Origin of the sequence: Bacillus sp. FSL K6-1366, from assembly GCF_037976695.1 — a bacterium.
GTDB lineage: Bacteria > Bacillota > Bacilli > Bacillales > Bacillaceae > Bacillus > Bacillus subtilis.
On record NZ_CP150268.1, the window covers coordinates 2,948,540 to 2,966,347 of the forward strand.

15 protein-coding genes and 2 pseudogenes are annotated in these 17,808 nt (G+C 45.6%); 13 read left to right on the plus strand and 4 right to left on the minus strand.

Annotated features, from left to right (window positions below):
• Positions 1–6 precede the first annotated feature (6 nt).
• The 7 genes and pseudogenes from yesZ to MHI44_RS15450 all read left to right on the plus strand — a co-directional run bounded on the left by yesZ (position 7) and on the right by MHI44_RS15450 (position 10,282).
• Positions 7–1,998, plus strand: a complete 1,992-nt coding sequence (gene yesZ / locus MHI44_RS15420; protein WP_339202353.1) for a beta-galactosidase YesZ — start codon at positions 7–9, stop codon at positions 1,996–1,998.
• Between the two features lie 43 nt (positions 1,999–2,041).
• Positions 2,042–4,615: a hypothetical protein gene (locus tag MHI44_RS15425; RefSeq protein ID WP_339202356.1), complete on the plus strand. Its 2,574-nt coding sequence runs from the start codon at positions 2,042–2,044 to the stop codon at positions 4,613–4,615.
• A gap of 121 nt (positions 4,616–4,736) precedes the next feature.
• Complete coding sequence (locus tag MHI44_RS15430) at positions 4,737–6,245, plus strand: extracellular solute-binding protein (protein ID WP_167407960.1); 1,509 nt, start codon at positions 4,737–4,739, stop codon at positions 6,243–6,245.
• A 54-nt stretch (positions 6,246–6,299) separates the two neighbouring features.
• Positions 6,300–7,256, plus strand: a complete 957-nt coding sequence (locus tag MHI44_RS15435) for a sugar ABC transporter permease (protein WP_069322444.1) — start codon at positions 6,300–6,302, stop codon at positions 7,254–7,256.
• 13 nt (positions 7,257–7,269) lie between these two features.
• The gene (locus tag MHI44_RS15440; RefSeq protein WP_003233807.1) at positions 7,270–8,157 is read left to right on the plus strand and encodes a carbohydrate ABC transporter permease; all 888 of its coding nucleotides are present in this window, start codon (positions 7,270–7,272) and stop codon (positions 8,155–8,157) included.
• Between the two features lie 8 nt (positions 8,158–8,165).
• A pseudogene (gene lplD / locus MHI44_RS15445) lies at positions 8,166–9,504 on the plus strand (alpha-galacturonidase LplD).
• A gap of 82 nt (positions 9,505–9,586) precedes the next feature.
• Complete coding sequence (locus MHI44_RS15450; protein ID WP_014479125.1) at positions 9,587–10,282, plus strand: DUF421 domain-containing protein; 696 nt, start codon at positions 9,587–9,589, stop codon at positions 10,280–10,282.
• Positions 10,283–10,314: 32 nt separating this feature from the next.
• Here the strand turns inward: MHI44_RS15450 and hmoA are convergent, their stop codons facing one another.
• From hmoA to MHI44_RS15465, 3 genes are all read right to left on the minus strand, one after another.
• Complete coding sequence (gene hmoA, locus MHI44_RS15455) at positions 10,315–10,641, minus strand: heme-degrading oxygenase HmoA (RefSeq protein WP_014479126.1); 327 nt, start codon at positions 10,639–10,641, stop codon at positions 10,315–10,317.
• A gap of 103 nt (positions 10,642–10,744) precedes the next feature.
• A complete protein-coding gene (locus MHI44_RS15460) occupies positions 10,745–11,107 on the minus strand; it encodes a VOC family protein (RefSeq protein WP_003233803.1) in 363 nt (120 codons plus the stop codon).
• Between the two features lie 91 nt (positions 11,108–11,198).
• Entirely contained in the window at positions 11,199–11,693 is a 495-nt protein-coding gene (locus MHI44_RS15465; protein ID WP_003233802.1) for a hypothetical protein, read from the minus strand.
• A 197-nt stretch (positions 11,694–11,890) separates the two neighbouring features.
• Here MHI44_RS15465 and MHI44_RS15470 point away from each other — a divergent pair, with 197 nt between their 5' ends.
• The 4 genes and pseudogenes from MHI44_RS15470 to MHI44_RS15485 all read left to right on the plus strand — a co-directional run.
• On the plus strand, positions 11,891–12,763 hold the full coding sequence (locus MHI44_RS15470) for an STAS domain-containing protein (protein WP_029317447.1): 873 nt from the start codon (positions 11,891–11,893) through the stop codon (positions 12,761–12,763).
• A gap of 154 nt (positions 12,764–12,917) precedes the next feature.
• Positions 12,918–13,085, plus strand: a complete 168-nt coding sequence (locus MHI44_RS15475) for a YezD family protein (RefSeq protein ID WP_003244522.1) — start codon at positions 12,918–12,920, stop codon at positions 13,083–13,085.
• 109 nt (positions 13,086–13,194) lie between these two features.
• Positions 13,195–13,839, plus strand: coding sequence for a Bax inhibitor-1 family protein (locus MHI44_RS15480; protein ID WP_029317448.1), 645 nt, complete (start codon positions 13,195–13,197; stop codon positions 13,837–13,839).
• A 63-nt stretch (positions 13,840–13,902) separates the two neighbouring features.
• Positions 13,903–14,075, plus strand: a pseudogene (locus MHI44_RS15485) (hypothetical protein); the annotation flags it as partial.
• Here the strand turns inward: MHI44_RS15485 and yetL are convergent.
• Positions 14,065–14,568, minus strand: a complete 504-nt coding sequence (gene yetL, locus MHI44_RS15490) for a transcriptional regulator YetL (protein ID WP_038829581.1) — start codon at positions 14,566–14,568, stop codon at positions 14,065–14,067. The pseudogene MHI44_RS15485 and the gene yetL sit on opposite strands and share 11 nt — an antisense overlap.
• A gap of 162 nt (positions 14,569–14,730) precedes the next feature.
• On the opposite strand from yetL, the gene MHI44_RS15495 reads away from it, so the two are divergent.
• On the plus strand, positions 14,731–15,840 hold the full coding sequence (locus MHI44_RS15495) for an FAD-dependent oxidoreductase (protein WP_339202362.1): 1,110 nt from the start codon (positions 14,731–14,733) through the stop codon (positions 15,838–15,840).
• A 174-nt stretch (positions 15,841–16,014) separates the two neighbouring features.
• Positions 16,015–17,736: an AAA family ATPase gene (locus MHI44_RS15500; protein ID WP_070548690.1), complete on the plus strand. Its 1,722-nt coding sequence runs from the start codon at positions 16,015–16,017 to the stop codon at positions 17,734–17,736.
• The last annotated feature ends 72 nt before the right edge of the window (positions 17,737–17,808 follow it).

Sequence of the window (17,808 nt, forward strand, 5' to 3'; positions counted from 1 at the left end):
AATGGGATGAGAAAACTGTATCATGGCGCTTGCTATTATCCGGAATTATGGGATGAAGAGACGATTCAGCAGGACATTGACATCATGCGTGAAGTTGGCGTAAATGTTGTGCGGATCGGCGAATTTGCCTGGTCTATCATGGAACCTGAAGAAGGAAAAATTGACGTCGGTTTTTTCAAAGAAATCATCGCCCGGCTGTATGATAGCGGGATCGAAACGATTATGTGCACGCCGACGCCTACCCCGCCGATTTGGTTCTCACATGGCCGGCCGGAACGCATGCATGTCAATGAAAAAAGAGAGATCATGGGGCATGGCTCCCGTCAGCATGCCTGTACGAACAACCCGTATTTCCGAAAAAAAGCCGCCATCATCACCACAGCCATCGCCAAGGAGCTTGGCCGGCTCCCGGGGCTGATCGGATGGCAGCTAGACAATGAGTTTAAATGCCATGTTGCAGAATGCATGTGTGAGACATGCTTGCGCCTATGGCATGACTGGCTCAAAAATCGCTACGGGGTAATTGAGCGCTTGAATGAAGCTTGGGGAACCGATGTGTGGAGCGAGACCTATCAGACGTTTGAGCAAGTCCCGCAGCCGGGACCGGCCCCGTTTCTGCATCATGCCTCTCTACGCACTATGTATCAGCTGTTTTCGATGGAGATGATCGCTTCGTTTGCGGATGAACAGGCCAAAATCATCCGATGCTATTCAGATGCGCCGATCACGCATAACGGATCAGTCATGTTCAGCGTGGACAATGAGCGAATGTTTCAGAATCTCGATTTTGCCTCCTATGACACGTACGCTTCGCAGGAAAACGCCTCTGCCTTTTTATTGAACTGTGATTTATGGAGAAATCTGAAACAAGGGCGCCCGTTTTGGATTTTGGAAACGAGTCCGTCGTATGCCGCCTCGCTTGAAAGCTCCGCTTACCCGCACGCAGACGGGTATTTGCAGGCCGAAGCCGTATCGTCCTACGCCTTAGGAAGCCAGGGATTTTGCTACTGGCTATGGCGACAGCAGCGTTCAGGCAGCGAGATTTCCCACGGTTCGGTTCTCAGTGCCTGGGGCGAACCCGCCATTGGCTACCAAAATGTGCTGGCGGTTGAGCGGGCAAGAAAGGAAATCGAGCCTATTATTCTATCGACTGAACCCGTTCAAGCCGAGGCGGCGATGACTTACTCTGACAGAGCAAAAGCATTTATTAAAACTGAGCCTCACCGGGGACTCCGGCATCGTTCGCTTGTGACGCATTTTTATGAACGTATTCTCAACACGGGGATTCACCGTGACCTTATTCCGGAAGGCGCTCCACTGGACGGCTATCGCTTGCTGTTTACGCCATTTGTGCCGTATTTGTCTTCTGAATTTATCAAAAAAGCTTCGGCATTCGCTGAAGCGGGCGGCATCTGGATCACGGGGCCGCTGACAGGAGGGCGCACATGCGAGCATACCATTCATACCGATTGCGGACTTGGCGAACTTGAGAAAACGTCAGGGATCAAAACACTTTTTACCTTTCCGATGAATGAGAACGTGAATACAGGAAAAGCGTTTGGCATCACGGCGCCGCTCGGACTATGGAGCGCGGTGTTTGACACAGAGAGCGGAAACACCCTTGGCACGGTTGAATCAGGACCGGGGGCGGGCCATGCATTTCTGACGGAACGGAATTACGGCGAGGGGAAAATTGTCATGCTGGGCTCGCTTCCATCCGGGAAAGAAGGGGATGCGATGCTGGAAGCGCTCGTTAGGCATTACGCGGAGGAAGCTGTTATTTCCAGCCGGTCGGATGTTACGCCCGGCACAATCGTTGCCCCGCGCAAAGGCGATAACGGCCTTGTGTGGATCATCGTGAATATGGATGGAAAAGGAGGAAGTGTGACACTGCCGGAAGCGGGAACAGATCTGTTGACGCACCGCTTGGAAAAGGCGGGGAGGCTGGCGGTCGGACCGCATGAATACCGTGTGATTCAATTTGACAATCCCAGCTGATTCTTTGCATCGAATCAGCTTTTTTCTATGGAGGGAGAGACCGATGAAAAAGATCAAATGGTTATCAGGACAGCCAAAGGTGATAAGCGGCGTGACGTGGGGCGTGCCATGGAAAAAAGGAGAATTAAAAAAAGGAGACCGTCTGGCGCTTATGAATGAAAACGCGGAAACGCGATATGTGCAAAGCGAACCGTCGGCCTATTGGCCGGATGGGAGCATCAAGTGGACGAAGCACGCGGCGGTGTTTGGCGGTCAGGGGAACCAAATCTTTACAGTTCGCAAAAGAGAAGTGCCGCAGCCAACTGAATCGCTCAGCATTCTTGAGACAGAGCATGATATCCAAGTGGATACAGGAGCACTCGTTTGTACCATTCATAAAACAGGATCTGATTTCATTCAATCATTGCAGATCAATGGAAAGCCGATCGCCGCAGGCGGGAGGCTCGTTGCCATAAGAGAAACGAGAAAAGAGTCGGCGGTGGAAACGGTTCTATTTCAAGAAGCATCTGTCAGCTTTATCAAACGGGCGACGATTGAGCAGAGTGGTCCTGTCAAAGCAGTAGTCAAAATCGAGGGAGTGCATGTGCTCCATAAAACGAATGAAGAATGGCTGCCGTTTGTCATCCGATTGACGTTTTATGCCGGGCTGTCTGAGATCGACCTTGTGCACACGCAGCTGATTGACAGGAGCGGTAAACAAGAATTTATTAAGGGGCTCGGCATCGAATTTGCCCTTTTTTTGGAGGGAGAGCCGTACAACCGCCATTTCCGCTTTGCGGGAGAGAAAGGGATGTATAAAGAACCCGCCCAGCTGTTTGGCACACGTAAATTCAATGAACGGTATCCGCTTTATGAAAAACAAATCAATGGCGAAATGCTGTCTTCAGATGAAGAGCATAAGGAATGGTTTGCACATGGCACACAGAATGCGGTTTGGGACGATGTGAAGCTTGTTCAGGATTCCAGCGATCATTACAGCCTGTCAAAACGGACCGGAAAAGATTATGCGTGGATCGGCATGCTGCATGGCTGCCGGGCGAAGGGGCTCTGCTATGCGGGCGGAGAAAATGGCGGTGTGGCTCTCGGCCTGCGGTATTTCTTTGAGAAATACCCTTCAGCACTGGAAATCACAGGTCTTGCCGGCAGCCGCCCCAAAATGACCGTCTGGCTTTGGCCCCCGGACGGCGAAGCGATGGATTTGCGGCATTATACAGGAAACACCCACGTGGCCAGCGCGTATGAAGGCTTTGATGAAATGCGCTCTGATCCGACAGGCATTGCGAACACAAATGAAATCAGCCTGGCGTGCTTTTCGCACATGCCGTCTGACGAAGTCCTTAATGCACTCGCTGACAAATGGCAGGCGCCGCCGCTCATTGTATGCGAGCCGGACGTTTATTACGAATCAAAAGCACTCGGGGTTTGGAGCATCATTGACACATCCCATCCGCTCAAAAAAGAGCTGGAAGAACAGCTTGATGCGGCCTTTCTGTTTTATAAAAAGGAAGTAGAGCAACGTAGATGGTACGGTTTTTGGCATTATGGCGATGTCATGCATACGTATGACCCGATCCGGCATATGTGGCGGTACGATCTCGGTGGATACGCATGGCAAAACAATGAGCTCGTTCCGACCCTATGGCTGTGGCAGGCGTTTTTCCGCTCAGGCAGAGAGGATATCTTTCGCATGGCAGAAGCCATGACCCGCCATACGAGCGAAACGGACAGCTTTCACCTCGGTGAATACGCCGGGCTTGGTTCACGGCATAACGTTGTGCACTGGGGATGCGGCTGCAAGGAAGCGAGAATCAGCATGGCCGGGCTTTATAAATTCTATTATTATCTGACGGGTGATGAGCGGACGGGAGATCTTTTGACAGAAGTGAAGGATGCCGATTATGCCCTCGTCAAAACCGATCCGATGCGCGCTTTTTACGAGAAAGGCAAGCACCCGACTCACGCCAGAACGGGACCGGACTGGGCGGCGTTTTGCTCGAACTGGCTGGCGGAATGGGAGCGGACCGAAAATCCGAAATATCTCAAAAAAATCGAAACGGGAATCAACTGTCTGAAGCTGCTGCCGCTCCGCTTATTATCCGGCCCGACATTTGAATATGACCCGGCGACCTCGATGCTTCATCACATGGGAGACGGCATTGCGGGCGGATATCATATGATCATTGCCTTCGGCGCGCCGCAAGTGTGGATGGAGCTGGCTGAGCTTCTTGATGACCGGGAATGGGAGGATATGCTGAGTGAATTCGGCGAATTTTACACACTAAGTGATGAGGAAAAACGAAAAAAAAGCGGAGGCGCTCTTCATGACGGGCATTTTCACTGGCCGATGTTCGCCGCCGGTATGACAGCCTACGCCGCGAGAAAAAAACAAGATCCTCATCTCGCCGCCAAAGCGTGGAATCTTTTGCTCGATGATAAGCTCAGCCATACGCCGCTTCCGATCAAACCGGAGCGCATCGAGACATGGACGCAGCTAGAGGAGCTTCCATGGGTGACAACGAACACTGTCTCTCAATGGTGTTTAAATGTCATAGCGGCACTGGAACTGATCGGAGATTCCCTTCCGGCAAAAAAAGAAACATCGGGCAAAAAAGGATAACAGCCGGAATTTCATAGGAGAAATGGTGCAAAAAATGAAGATTGCAAGAATTTATGTAAGCGCTTTATATTGAGAGGGGCAAAGGGGAAATGCAAATTGAAAAAAGGGGGACTTACGCATCATGAAAATAAGAATGCGAAAAAAATGGATGGCCTTGCCGCTTGCTGCCATGATGATCGCCGGATGCAGCCATTCGGAAACATCCAATTCAGCAAGCGATTCGAAAGATACGATCAAAATTATGGCGCCGCTCTTATCGCCGGAAAGCCCGAGTGATAAGAGTCCTTCATTAAAAGCGCTCGAAAAATACACAGGCAAAGAGATTAAGGTCACATGGGTGCCTGATTCATCCTACAACGACAAATTCAACATCGTCATGGCTTCAGGAGAGATGCCTCACGCGATTGTCATTAAAGATAAGTCAGCCGGCTTTATCAAGTCTGTCAAAGCAGGGGCGTTTTGGGAGCTGTCTCCTTATTTAAAAGACTACAAGAATTTAAGCCAGGCAGATGAAAAGATTTTGAAGAACAGCTCGGTGAACGGCGAGGTGTACGGAATCTACAGAACGAGGGATCTGATTAGGGCGTGTATGATCATCAGAACCGACTGGCTGAAAAATGTCGGTCTGGATATGCCGGAAACGCTTGATGATTTCTATGAAGTGCTGAAAGCCTTTAAGGAAAAAGATCCTGACGGAAACGGCAAGGATGATACGTACGGCATGGTCGTGCCGAAATGGATGGGACTCGGCAACGGAAGCCCATGGGATGTTCTGCAAATCTGGTTCGGCGCTCCGAACCGCTACGGTGTTGAAAACGGAAAGCTGATTCCGGATTTTACAACGAAGGAATACATGGATGCGCTCACGTTTTTTAAAAAGCTCTATGATGAGGGATTGATCAATAAGGACTTTGCTGTCATGGATTCTGCGAAGTGGAATGATCCGGTTGTAAAAGGAAAAGCGGGTGTCATCGTTGATACAGGCTCAAGAGCGTCTCAAATCCAAAGCGCGATGGAGGAGGCGGATGAGTCGAACAAGGATATCATTGATATCGTCGGCTCGCTTGAGGGACCGAATGGCAAGCGCACCTTCCCGACATCTGGTTATTCAGGCATGATCGCGATACCAAAATCAAGTGTCAAAACCGAAAAAGAGCTGAAAGAGGTGCTGTCCTTCCTCGATAAGATGAATGATAAGGAGGCGCAGATTCTCACGAACAACGGAGTGAAGGGCCGCAATTACGAGCTCAAGGACGGCGTATTCACCTCACTTGAAAAAAATAATAAATCTCTCCTGTATGAGCATGAAGGCTTGGCACAGTTCAGCATGTCGATTCCGAAAAGCGAGTATTACATCGAAGACCAGAAAACCAAGCTCTTCCAGCATCGCAAGGACATCATAACCGAAGGAGAAAAAATAGCCGTCTTTAACCCGGCTGAGTCGCTTGTATCTGATGTCTATACCCAAAAAGGAGCCCAGCTTGACAACATCATCCTCGACGCGAGAACACAATTTATCATTGGAGAAATTGATGAAAAAGGGTTCGCTGATGCAGTGGAGCTTTGGAAAAAAAGCGGCGGCAATGACCTGATGAAGGACTTGAACAAATTGTACCAATCGTCAAAATAAACCGATGCGCCTGCCGTTCGGCGGGCGCCCCGGTAACATGAAAGGAGAACAGATATGGAAACAGTGCCGAAGAAGGGAAATTCACCTGTTCTCACCGCTGGAAAAGGCATCAGCTGGATGGCTGCGCTCAAACGGGACAAATGGCTTTATCTTCTTCTTATTCCCGGTCTGCTTTATTTCTTGATTTTCAAATACTTGCCGATGTGGGGTGTGCTGATCGCTTTTAAAGACTATTCGCCATATCTCGGCTTCTGGAAAAGCGAATGGGTCGGCTTTGATTATTTCAAAGACTTTTTTATGAATCCGGATTTTTTCCGGCTGCTGCGCAACACCCTCATGCTGGCGAGTCTGGATCTTTTGTTTGCCTTTCCCGCGCCTCTCATTTTGGCCCTGCTTTTGAATGAGGTAAGAAAGGCCGCGTATAAAAGATGTATCCAAACCTTCATTTACGTACCCCATTTCGTATCATGGACAATTGTGGTCAGCATCACCTTCGTTTTCTTTACTGTCGATACAGGTGTGATCAACAAAATGATCATGAGCCTGACAGGTGAGCAGATTTCTTTCTTGTCGGATGCAGACTGGTTCCGGCCGATGATTGTGATGCAAAGCATTTGGAAGGAGACAGGCTGGGGAACGATTCTATTTTTGGCAGCGCTCGCTACGGTTGATCAAGAGCAGTATGAAGCGGCCATCATGGACGGAGCGGGGCGGTTCAGGAGAATGTGGCATATTACGCTGCCGGCGATTAGAAGCACTATTATCGTTTTGTTGATTTTAAGAATCGGCAGCTTTTTGAATCTTGGCTTTGAACAGGTGTATTTGATGACGAACTCACTCAACCGCAGTGTGGCTGACATCTTCGACACGTATGTGTACATGATGGGGATTACCCAAGGGGCGTATAGCTACAGCACGGCGGTCGGTTTGTTTAAATCAGTTGTCGGGATTATCTTGATTTTTGGCGCCAATTACATTGCGAAAAAGTTTGATCAGGAAGGATTGTTTTAGAGGAGGGAGAGGTATGGCTGAAATTCACACGATGCACAACACCAAAGCCGGACGGGTGTTTGACGTCTGCAACATTCTGTTTCTCGGTGGTGTCGGCGCGATTACCATTTTGCCGTTTTTATATATTATCGCTGGTTCCTTTGCGACAGAAGCGGAACTCGCCCAGCGGAGCTTCTTTATTTTCCCGAAAACCTTTACACTTGATGCTTACAAGTATGTGTTTTCGACACCGACGTTCCTTCGAAGCATGGGTGTGTCCATCCTCATCACCGTGGTCGGGACGGCTGTACAGCTGTTTTTCACCTTCACGATGGCGTATCCGCTGGCGAAGCGGCATGTGAAGGGACGGAATCTGCTGTTGAATCTGGTGATTTTCTCCATGCTGTTTTCAGGCGGCATGATTCCGACGTACCTTGTCGTAAAATCACTTGGCCTTTTGGATACGTATTGGGCATTGATTCTGCCGATGGCGATTAATCCGTTCAACCTTATTATTATCAAAAACTTCTTTCAGCAGTTGCCGCGCGAGCTGGAGGAATCAGCAAAAATAGACGGCTGTTCCGAAATCGGCGTCTTCTGGCGGATCGCCCTGCCACTGTCAAAGCCGGTTATTGCGACCTTTGCGCTGTTTTATGCGGTCGGGATTTGGAATGATTTCTTCCACGCTCTCTTATATATCAATGACAGTGCAAAATGGCCGCTGCAAATGGTGCTTCGCCAAGTCACGATTTTATCGGATTTAACGGCGACCAATGGCGATACGATGCAAAATGCCGTTCCGCCGGAGCAGGGAATTAAACTCGCTGTCATTGTCATTGCGACGCTGCCGATTTTGGCGGTCTATCCATTTTTACAAAAACACTTTGCAAAAGGAATGCTGATCGGTTCGGTGAAAGGCTGAGAAAGGGAGTGTTTCATATCAGTACATTAGATCAGATTAAGATTGCCTATATCGGCGGGGGGTCCCAAGGCTGGGCCAGAAGCCTGATGAGTGATTTGTCGATTGATGAACGGATGTCAGGCACGGTGGCGCTCTATGATCTTGATTTTGAAGCCGCTCAGAAAAATGAAGTGATCGGCAATCACAGCGGGAACGGCAGATGGAGATATGAGGCTGTTTCTACTTTGAAAAAGGCGTTATCAGCTGCGGATATCGTCATTATTTCCATTTTGCCGGGATCACTGGATGATATGGAAGTCGATGTGCACTTGCCTGAGCGCTGCGGTATTTATCAGTCTGTAGGTGATACTGTCGGGCCTGGAGGGATCATCAGGGGCTTGCGTGCTGTGCCGATATTTGCGGAAATTGCCCGGGCAATAAGAGACTACGCACCTGAATCATGGGTCATTAATTATACAAACCCGATGTCTGTCTGTACAAGAGTGCTGTATAAAGTGTTTCCCGGCATCAAAGCGATTGGCTGCTGCCACGAGGTATTCGGGACGCAAAAGTTATTGGCGGAAATGGTCACGGAAAGGCTGGGGATTGAGGTGCCGCGGCGTGAGGATATCCGCGTTAATGTGCTCGGCATTAACCATTTTACATGGATCACAAAAGCCTCTTACCGCCATATTGACCTGCTGCCTATATTCCGTGAATTCAGCGCGCACTATGGGGAATCAGGATATGAGCTGGAGGGGGAATGCTGGAGGGACAGCGTCTTTTGTTCGGCACACCGTGTTGCGTTTGATTTATTTGAAACGTATGGCGCCATCCCTGCTGCGGGTGACAGGCATCTGGCAGAGTTTCTTCCCGGCCCATACCTCAAACAGCCTGAAGTATGGAAATTTCATCTCACACCTATATCTCAGAAAACAAGACAGAGCTGAGAAACGACAAGAAACAGAACGGTTGATCGTGCAACAACGGGGCGTTGCTGAGAAAGCTTCGGGAGAAGAAGGCGTGAACATCATAGCGGCTCTTCTCGGATTGGGTGAACTCGTCACAAATGTAAATATGCCGAATCAAGGCCAGGTCTTAAACCTTCCTATACAAGCCATTGTCGAAACAAACGCATTCATCACAAGGAACCGTGTCCAGCCGATTTTGTCCGGAGCGCTTCCGAAAGGTGTGGAAATGCTGGCGGCTAGGCATATATCCAATCAGGAGGCAGTGGCGGACGCAGGTTTAACAAAGGATGTTGGCCTCGCGTTTCAAGCCTTCCTCAATGACCCGCTTGTCCAGATTGACCGCAGTGATGCAGAGCAGCTTTTCAATGACATGCTCCAATGCATCATGCAAAGCTGAGCTTGCCGATTAGCTCTTTCCGGTTTAGAAAGGAAAGCATTGACCATACTGATAGTATAATCAAGAAGTAGGTGCTATCAATATGGGAAATTATTTAAGTGTTGCGGTAGAACTGGTCTGCGGTTTAGGCATTTTATTTATCATCTTAAAGCTTCTCGGGAAAACCCAATTTTCTCAAATTACGCCGTTTGACTTTATTTCTGCTTTAATTTTAGGTGAATTGGTCGGAAATGCCGTCTACGATCATGAAATCAAAATCAAAGAAATTATTTTTGCTTCGCTGCTGTGGGGCGTGCTGATTTATATTATTGAATTTATCACGCAAAAAATGAAATCATCGCGAAAGTTCTTGGAGGGCGAGCCGAATATCGTCATCCGCAAAGGGGAGCTTCAATATAAAGTATTGAAGAAAAATAAGATGGACATTAACCAGCTGCAAAGCCTTTTGAGGCAAGCGGGGAGCTTTTCGATTCAAGAAGTAGAATATGCGATTTTGGAAACAAACGGGATGGTCAGTGTGCTTCCAAAATCCGACTTTGACAAACCGACCAATAAGGATTTGCAGATTCCTTCGAAGTCTGTTTCCCTGCCGATCACTTTAATCATAGATGGAGAGATTGTCCGGGATAATCTGAAGGAAGCAGGTGTGGATGAACAGTGGCTGAAGCAAGAATTGAAAAAGAAGAACATTGATAAGACGGAGGACGTGTTATTTGCAGAATGGCATAAAAATAAGCCGCTGTATACCGTAACATACGAACAAAGCAGATCAACATGACTCTTAGAAAAAAGCTTGCAGGCGCAAGCTTTTTATTGATTGTATGTCCCTTGTTTGACAGCACGTACATGGTACATGCTCACTTCAGTGCTGATCAGATAGTCAGGCTTTGGTTTGCCTTTGTTTGCTTTGTGGCCGGCGATATGCGCATCGCTTTTTTCCCATTGCTTCCAGCGATCCTCTGATTCCCAGCGAATCATGACAACAACTTCCTCATCACCGCGGCGTACGTTTTTCTCAAGCACTGTCACATCAATTAAACCTTCTTGTTTTTCAATGATTCCTTCAGCGCTGAAACGTTCTATGACTTTATCTGCAAAGCCTTCTTTTACCGTCATTTTTCTCAACTGAACAAACATTCGTCTCACTCCAATCATTCTCACATATGAATAATTGTAAATGAAATTCATTCTCATTGTCAAAGAAAGCGCAGGGCGGAATCGAACCGCCGTGCGCAACAGTTTATTCTTTTAATAAAAACACATTTCCGTCTTCGTCCTTAAATTGAACGAAGGTGCCCCACTCCATTTGATTGGGCTCACCGAGAAATTCTACACCGTTTGTCTTCATTTTCTCGTATGTACCAAAGATGTCTTCGCATTCAAACACAATAGAAGCCTTCATTTGCTCTGAGCCTTTCATCATGGCTTTCGGGTAAATGACTAAACGAGTCTCGGCTCCTTTTGGCGCAACCTCCAGCCAGCTTGCTTCAGGTCCCATTGGGTGGTCCGCTGCAATATCAAAGCCTACCTTCTCTGTCCAAAATTGCTTCGCTTTCTGCTGGTCCTCGACATATACAGCAACAGTGCCAATTTGTTTGATCATAGGGAAACCTCCAAGTTGAAAAGATAATAATACTATAACCTGTTTACGGACGAAGTAACATAAAAAAATCAGCCGGGAAACCGGCTGATTATTAAAATGAGCAGCTCACAACATCGATGTGATTTGTGTCTAAGGCGAAATAAACCCAGCGGCGCCGTGAGGAATCCCAATAAAAGCCGCCGACGGATCTTCTGCCAAGGATGATCGGGTAAAACCAAAATGAGCGGCCATTGGTTAACCAGACATAGGTAAATCGGAAAAGGCAAGGACGAATGGTGATTGGTTCAACTAATAAAACGGCTCCTTGAGAACCCTGCGGTTTTGGGGGTTTCGCTGGTATTTGGGAAGGAGGAGGTCCCTGCGGCGCACCGCCGAAGCCTGGGCTGGCACCGCTGCCAATACCAGGGCCGGAGCCGCCGCCAAAGCCTGGAACAGCGCCACCGCCAATGCCAGGGCCGGAGCCGCCGCCGAAGCCCGGAACAGCGCCGCTGCCAATGCCAGGCCATGGATATCGGTATTCATATTCAAAAGCAGGCCAAGGCTCATAAAAATGCCCCGCAAACATATAAGGATCAACATAATACATGTGATAACGTCCTTTCTCATTGTAAACTGTACATTGCAGTTTATGCGGGCGGACTCTTATTGGTGCATTCGCCTAAGGATATGAAGCAGGAATGCTCTCAGAGAGCAGAATCATTTGATTTTTCTCTAGTCTTATTCACAATTCCGATTTATCATTTTATAATGAAAGTGCTTCTATTACGAAAAAGGAGACAGACCGTGAATATCGATCAATTATTATATCAATATATCATAGACAACACTGCGGATATTACTGAGAAATGGTTCAGTTTGCGTTGCCAGCTAAAAGGCGAGCTATATTCCGCCAGCCATTTAAGTGAAGAAACGAAAACACTTTTAACCGAGCAGCATACATTTACCAATATAACAATCGCAAGCGCATTTCTGGAGGATCAAACCGATTTTCAAGAAAACATGACAAAATGGGCGCAAAACGTTGCGAAAAACAGGGTAGAGCAGGATGTTCAAGTTCATGAGGTCGTAGAAGCCATATCCAATTCAAGAATCTCATTCTGGGACGCAGTCGTCACATTTATAAAAGAGAATCAGGAGATTGTGACAAATGAGGATGCAGACCGATGGAACCGCATTGTGAATCAGTCGTTCGATAAGCTGATTATTGAATTCTCCGAGCAGTACCAAAAATTCATGCTGATGAGGCTCACATCTCAGCAGGAATTGATCTCAGAGCTTGGCTGCCCGGTTATTTCCATTGCCGATGGAATCGGGATATTGCCGCTTATCGGCTCAATTGATACAAAACGGGCACAAGTCATTTTAGAAACAGTGCCGGTCCGCTGTGTCGAGAGAAAAATCACAAGCCTCGTCGTTGATCTTTCGGGTGTTCCGATTGTGGATACCATGGTGGCTCAGCAATTGTACAACCTGTCTAAAACACTTTTCTTATTAGGCGTCAAAGCCGTATTTTCAGGGATTCGCCCTGATGTGGCCCAAACATCGATTCAATTGGGGCTTGATTTTAGTGAATATGAAACGTACGGCACGTTGAAGCAGGCATTAGAAAACATGGGTGTCCGCTGTATTGTTGAGGAATTGGAAGAAAACAAATAGGAAGTTTCCAGGCATATGATTGTCCGTCACCGGGTGATCATATGCCTTTTTGATTTGAACAGAAATCACCATTGATTTATCGAAAAAAACATAATATTATAATTCTTATAAGAATACTGTGAATTAAAACCTATTCAACAGGGGGGAAGGTCTTTTGGTTTCAAAATCAACGATTGATCCGGAAGTGATTGAAAAAATCATCAGCTCGCTGGAAACACTCGATTTCGGCACAGTTCAGATTACGGTTCATGATTCTCAGATTACCCAAATTGAGAAAATAGAAAAGCACCGTTTTTCGCTGAAAAGGAAAGAATCAAAATGATAATGTAAAGGGCGTTTGTTTTCATTAAATTCTCCTTAAAACATATACATATTTCATCCAATTTTTATATAATAGACCTTTAAGATCATTTTTTAGGAGGATTTTTGACATGCAAGCTACGGTTCACGAGAGTAAGCAATCGATCATGCAACGCATTTTGACAGTCTTTGTCTTCACATTGCTGATCGCGATTGTCGGCCTTTTTATCGGCCAATTTGTTCCTGTCGCTTTGATGCTGCCGCTATCTATTCTTGAAGTGGCGATGATTATTCTGGCCTTCTGGATGCGCAGAAGAAAAGCGGTCGGGTATGCGTTTGTATATACATTCGCGTTCGTTTCCGGCATTACCTTATTTCCGATCGTCAGCCATTACGCTTCCATCGCCGGCGCCTATGTCGTGCTTGAAGCCTTTGGCTCTACATTTGTCATTTTTGCCGTCTTAGGCACAATCGGAGCAAAAATGAAGAAGGATTTATCCTTCCTGTGGTCCTTTCTGCTGGTAGCGGTGCTCGCCCTCGTTGTGGTAGGGATTTTCAACATTTTCAGCCCGTTAAACTCAGCGGCGATGATGGCGTATTCCGTGATCGGAACCATCGTCTTTTCCCTTTACATTTTGTATGATTTGAATCAAATCAAACACCGCCACATTACGGAAGACTTGATTCCGGTTATGGCGTTATCGCTGTACCTAGACTTTATCAACTTGTTCATCAACCTGCTCCGCTTCTTCGGCATTTTGAGCAGTGATGATTAATGAAAAAGCGCCTGTCTTTGGATAGGCGCTTTTTGCCATACACAAAAAGACAGGTGGAGTCGTGCGTCTGTCATGTTGTCAGGCGTGCTATTGAAGGAGCCGTTTGAGCTTGTGCACATTGCATGTGTCATCGGCGGCATATTTGTGACGGCCATAAAGAAAAAGCAGCCAATGCGTATCCAGCTGCAGAAAGACGCTGTAGCCTGTCCAGATCGGACGGGTTTTTTAGTCTTTAAACACGCTCAGCCTTTCAAAAAGATCACCAAGCATCTTTACGAACATGCCTTTTTCCTCGTCGCTGTAGTTTTCCATGACCGCTGAGATTTTGCTGAAATGGCCGGGCAGAAATTCCTCAAGGCGTGCTTTGCCTTCCGTTGTCAGTTCAATGCTGATTTTTCGTTTATCCTCTGTGTGATGCCTGCGGCTGACAAAACCGTCCCTCGCCAGCCCGTCCAGCAGGCCTGTAATCGTCGCTTTCGTGACGTTTGACTGTTTGGCAAGCTCTGTCGGACTTAACCTATGATCCTTGGCATCAAAGAGCAGCATCAGGATTTTGAATTTTCCTTCTGACAGCCCTCGGCCAGCAAAGTAATGCTCCATCACATGATTCATTTTTTTTGAAATATCAAAAAGAGATAAAAACAATTCAAGAGAGCCGGCGTCAATATTGGCATACGTTTCGGCGTGCTCTGTTATATGCTTATATTTCGGTAAATGTTTTAATTCCATCGCAAGTAGCTCCCGTACATTCGTTGTGACACGATTATAAAGGAGGGAAAACCATAACGCAACTTGGCTTGGAGATGATTGACAGATTTTCTTGGGACATAGTAAGGTAATATAGTTAGGCGCCTAACTAATACATATAGAGCTGAAAAGGTGGTTATTGATATGAAACATATGTTAATTGCAGGAGGCGGCATCGGCGGCTTGTCAGCGGCCATTTCTCTCCGTAAGGCAGGGTTTTCCGTCACCTTATGTGAAGCGGCTTCAGAAAACCGAAAAACAGGTGCGGGGATTCTTCAGCCGCAAAACGCACTGGCGGTGTTGAAAGAACTGGGCGTATTCGAAGAGTGCTGTAAGCACGGCTTTCAAACAGAATGGTTTAAAACGTTTGATGAACAGGGGAATTTGCTGTTTCAAGTCAGTGAATCCTTTTTAGACCATTCACTTCCGGGACGCAATAATATCCTGCGCAAAACGTTAAATGACATTCTCATGAAGCATGCCGAGGCAGTGGGTGTAGACATCAAGTGGGGGAAAAAGGTTGTCGCTTATGAAGAAACAGCTGAATCGGTCACTGCCGTATGTGAAGATGGGGAAAAGATGCAGGCTGACATTCTGGCGGGCTTTGACGGCATTCACTCCGTTGTTCGCGATATAATGCTGCAAAAGGAGACGGAAAAAGAGCATCTCGGCATGGGAGCGTGGCGCTTTTATATCGAACTTCCTGATTACACATTCGAGGACGCAACATTCATGTATAGAAGCGGAGACACACAAATCGGGGTGGTGCCATTGGCAGAACACGCTGGCTATGTCTTCGTCCTACAGCCTTGCACGAGCGATTACTGGGATGAGGAAGATACCCGGTTTGATAGAGTAAAAGAGATTCTTTCTGGTTTTCGGGGGCTGGATTTTGTCACAAAGCACATGTCAAAACAGCATCCTGTCATCTTTAACAAACTGGAGCAGGTCGCCGTGCAGGAGCCATGGCATAAAGGCCGCGTTGTCATCGGAGGAGACGCTGCCCACGCCGGCGCGCCGACCCTGGCGCAAGGAGCGGCAATGGCGATCGAGGATGCCATCGTCCTCGCCGAAGAACTCCAAAACCACGCCGACCACGAAACAGCATTACAGGCGTACTACAAAAGAAGAGCCCCACGAGCGCTCAAAGTCCAGAACCTATCATCGGAAATCGTCCGCCGCGGGCTGAAAGGAGAGCCGGGAGCGGAAGAACTGATTGGGGAGTGCTATGCGGTGTTGAGGGAAGGGTATTAAATAGGAAAAGTCCAGAAAGTGATTTCTGGACTTTTTTAGTTAGGGCTAGGGCTTGTATTGTATCCACCTCAGTATAATTTTCACTAGAGTGATGGGGGACTATTATATGAAATTTCAGACTTCAAGACTCTAAAATTAGGATATATATGGTAAAATGAAGTGGGGGGGATATAAATGAAAATAATAAACTTTAGTGTTACGAATTATAAGGTTTTTAAGGATACTTTTAGTATTAATTTTTCTAAAGACTCAATTGCAATTTTAACTGGAAGGAATAATACAGGTAAATCAACAATATTAGAGGCTATCAACTGTTTTTTCTTAAAAGAGAGTAAAGCTAAAACCATTCCCAACAATTGCTTTTCTAAAGCTGGCAGCGAAATTGTACTAAAAGCCGTGTTTGAATTTGGTGAAGAGAATATCACTATCGTAAAGAAATATAAAGAGGAAGCTGCGCCAAAATTTTATGATATAAATGGTGTTGAAATAAAAAGCACACATGAACTCCGAGATAAATTAGAAGAAATTCAAAATAATAAACCATTTTATATTACCCCGTCAATGTTACCCGATGATATTAACGAATTAATTCAAGAAATATATTCAGAAATAATAAAAAATGACTTGCAAAAAATTGAGGATTTAGAGGGTGGTTCTGAAGAGGAAAAAGAACTTAAAGAGCTAGCTGAGGAATATTCTCAAATCAAGAAGTCTTATCCTGAGTTTTTAAAGAAACTCAAAATAAATACTGATAAAATTCTTAAACAAGTAAGTGAAGATGTTTCGAACGATCTTCAAACAGTTTTTTCTAACGAATATTTGTCTTTAAATGTAGTGGGTGGAGAGAGTGATGGGTTTTCAGCCAGTGATATATTAAAGTCTACAAATTCAAGTGTTAATATTGATAGTAAAAAGCAATCTGGAATGCCATTGATAAACCAAGGAACTGGTCTGCAACGAATGAGTTTAATATACCTCATTCAAAATATGATTGAAAAAAAGCTTATGGGTAAGAGTGATAACAAATTACTATTAATTGATGAACCAGAAGCTTTTTTACACCCAGAAGCAGTACGAGCACTTAGTCGTTCTCTATATAAAATTGGTGAAAGAATGCCGCTAATGATTTCAACTCATTCACCAATGCTTATAGATTTATCTGAAAGACACACCTCTATTCAAGTTTTTCGAGTTTGTGAAAAAGAAGCAATTCAATTATATCAGTCTATAAACGACCAATTTGACAATGATGATATTAAAAATATGAAAATATTAAACTACGTAGACTCTTATGTGAACGAATTTTTCTTTGCGGATAAAATTTTGATTGTAGAAGGAGATACTGAGTATATTGCTTTTAAGCATTTTGCTAAGTTAGAGAATAAGAACATTCACATAATTAGGGCGAGAGGAAAAGCTACAATTTGTACCCTAATGAAAATCTTAAATCAGTTTAATTCTAATTATAATGTTTTACATGATATGGATAATCACCAAAAATATAATTTCTCAGCTTTAAAAGCCCAACTGACAAATTGTAAAAAAATATATCAACTCAGGATTAGTGATAGCATAAGAATTTTTTCTTCAATTTCGAACTTTGAGAATGCAATTGGTATAGGAGATGTACCAAATCAAAGAAAAACACAAACTATTTACCAAATACTTAATGAACCTACTGGCGGAGATGAATATGCTTCAGCTAGAGAGTCAATTAAAAAAATATTTAACCATATAACAAAAACAGATGGTAAAGAGATTTTAAGTGATAACTTTGTGGAAATTAGTTCAGAGGAAGACTATAAGAATTTCTTTGATGAATTTATTAAACAAAAAGAATTAGAAGTAAGAAAGAGAAAAGGGAGAAGAAGAAGCTCCTTAATAAAACAATTTTAGATCACTCAAAGGTTAAGTTTTAGAAGTTTTCCATTGTTAGCAAGTAAATCATTGAAATGACGATTTAAAATA

Coding starts and splice junctions, on each gene's coding strand:
- MHI44_RS15460 (WP_003233803.1), bottom strand. CDS start 11,107: ATGATCAAACAAATTGGCACTGTTGCTGTATATGTCGAGGACCAGCAG.
- yetL (WP_038829581.1), bottom strand. CDS start 14,568: ATGGAATTAAAACATTTACCGAAATATAAGCATATAACAGAGCACGCC.
- MHI44_RS15425 (WP_339202356.1), top strand. CDS start 2,042: ATGAAAAAGATCAAATGGTTATCAGGACAGCCAAAGGTGATAAGCGGC.
- MHI44_RS15450 (WP_014479125.1), top strand. CDS start 9,587: ATGGGAAATTATTTAAGTGTTGCGGTAGAACTGGTCTGCGGTTTAGGC.
- yesZ (WP_339202353.1), top strand. CDS start 7: ATGAGAAAACTGTATCATGGCGCTTGCTATTATCCGGAATTATGGGAT.
- MHI44_RS15495 (WP_339202362.1), top strand. CDS start 14,731: ATGAAACATATGTTAATTGCAGGAGGCGGCATCGGCGGCTTGTCAGCG.
- MHI44_RS15435 (WP_069322444.1), top strand. CDS start 6,300: ATGGAAACAGTGCCGAAGAAGGGAAATTCACCTGTTCTCACCGCTGGA.
- MHI44_RS15440 (WP_003233807.1), top strand. CDS start 7,270: ATGGCTGAAATTCACACGATGCACAACACCAAAGCCGGACGGGTGTTT.
- MHI44_RS15480 (WP_029317448.1), top strand. CDS start 13,195: ATGCAAGCTACGGTTCACGAGAGTAAGCAATCGATCATGCAACGCATT.
- MHI44_RS15500 (WP_070548690.1), top strand. CDS start 16,015: ATGAAAATAATAAACTTTAGTGTTACGAATTATAAGGTTTTTAAGGAT.
- MHI44_RS15465 (WP_003233802.1), bottom strand. CDS start 11,693: ATGTATTATGTTGATCCTTATATGTTTGCGGGGCATTTTTATGAGCCT.
- MHI44_RS15430 (WP_167407960.1), top strand. CDS start 4,737: ATGAAAATAAGAATGCGAAAAAAATGGATGGCCTTGCCGCTTGCTGCC.
- hmoA (WP_014479126.1), bottom strand. CDS start 10,641: ATGTTTGTTCAGTTGAGAAAAATGACGGTAAAAGAAGGCTTTGCAGAT.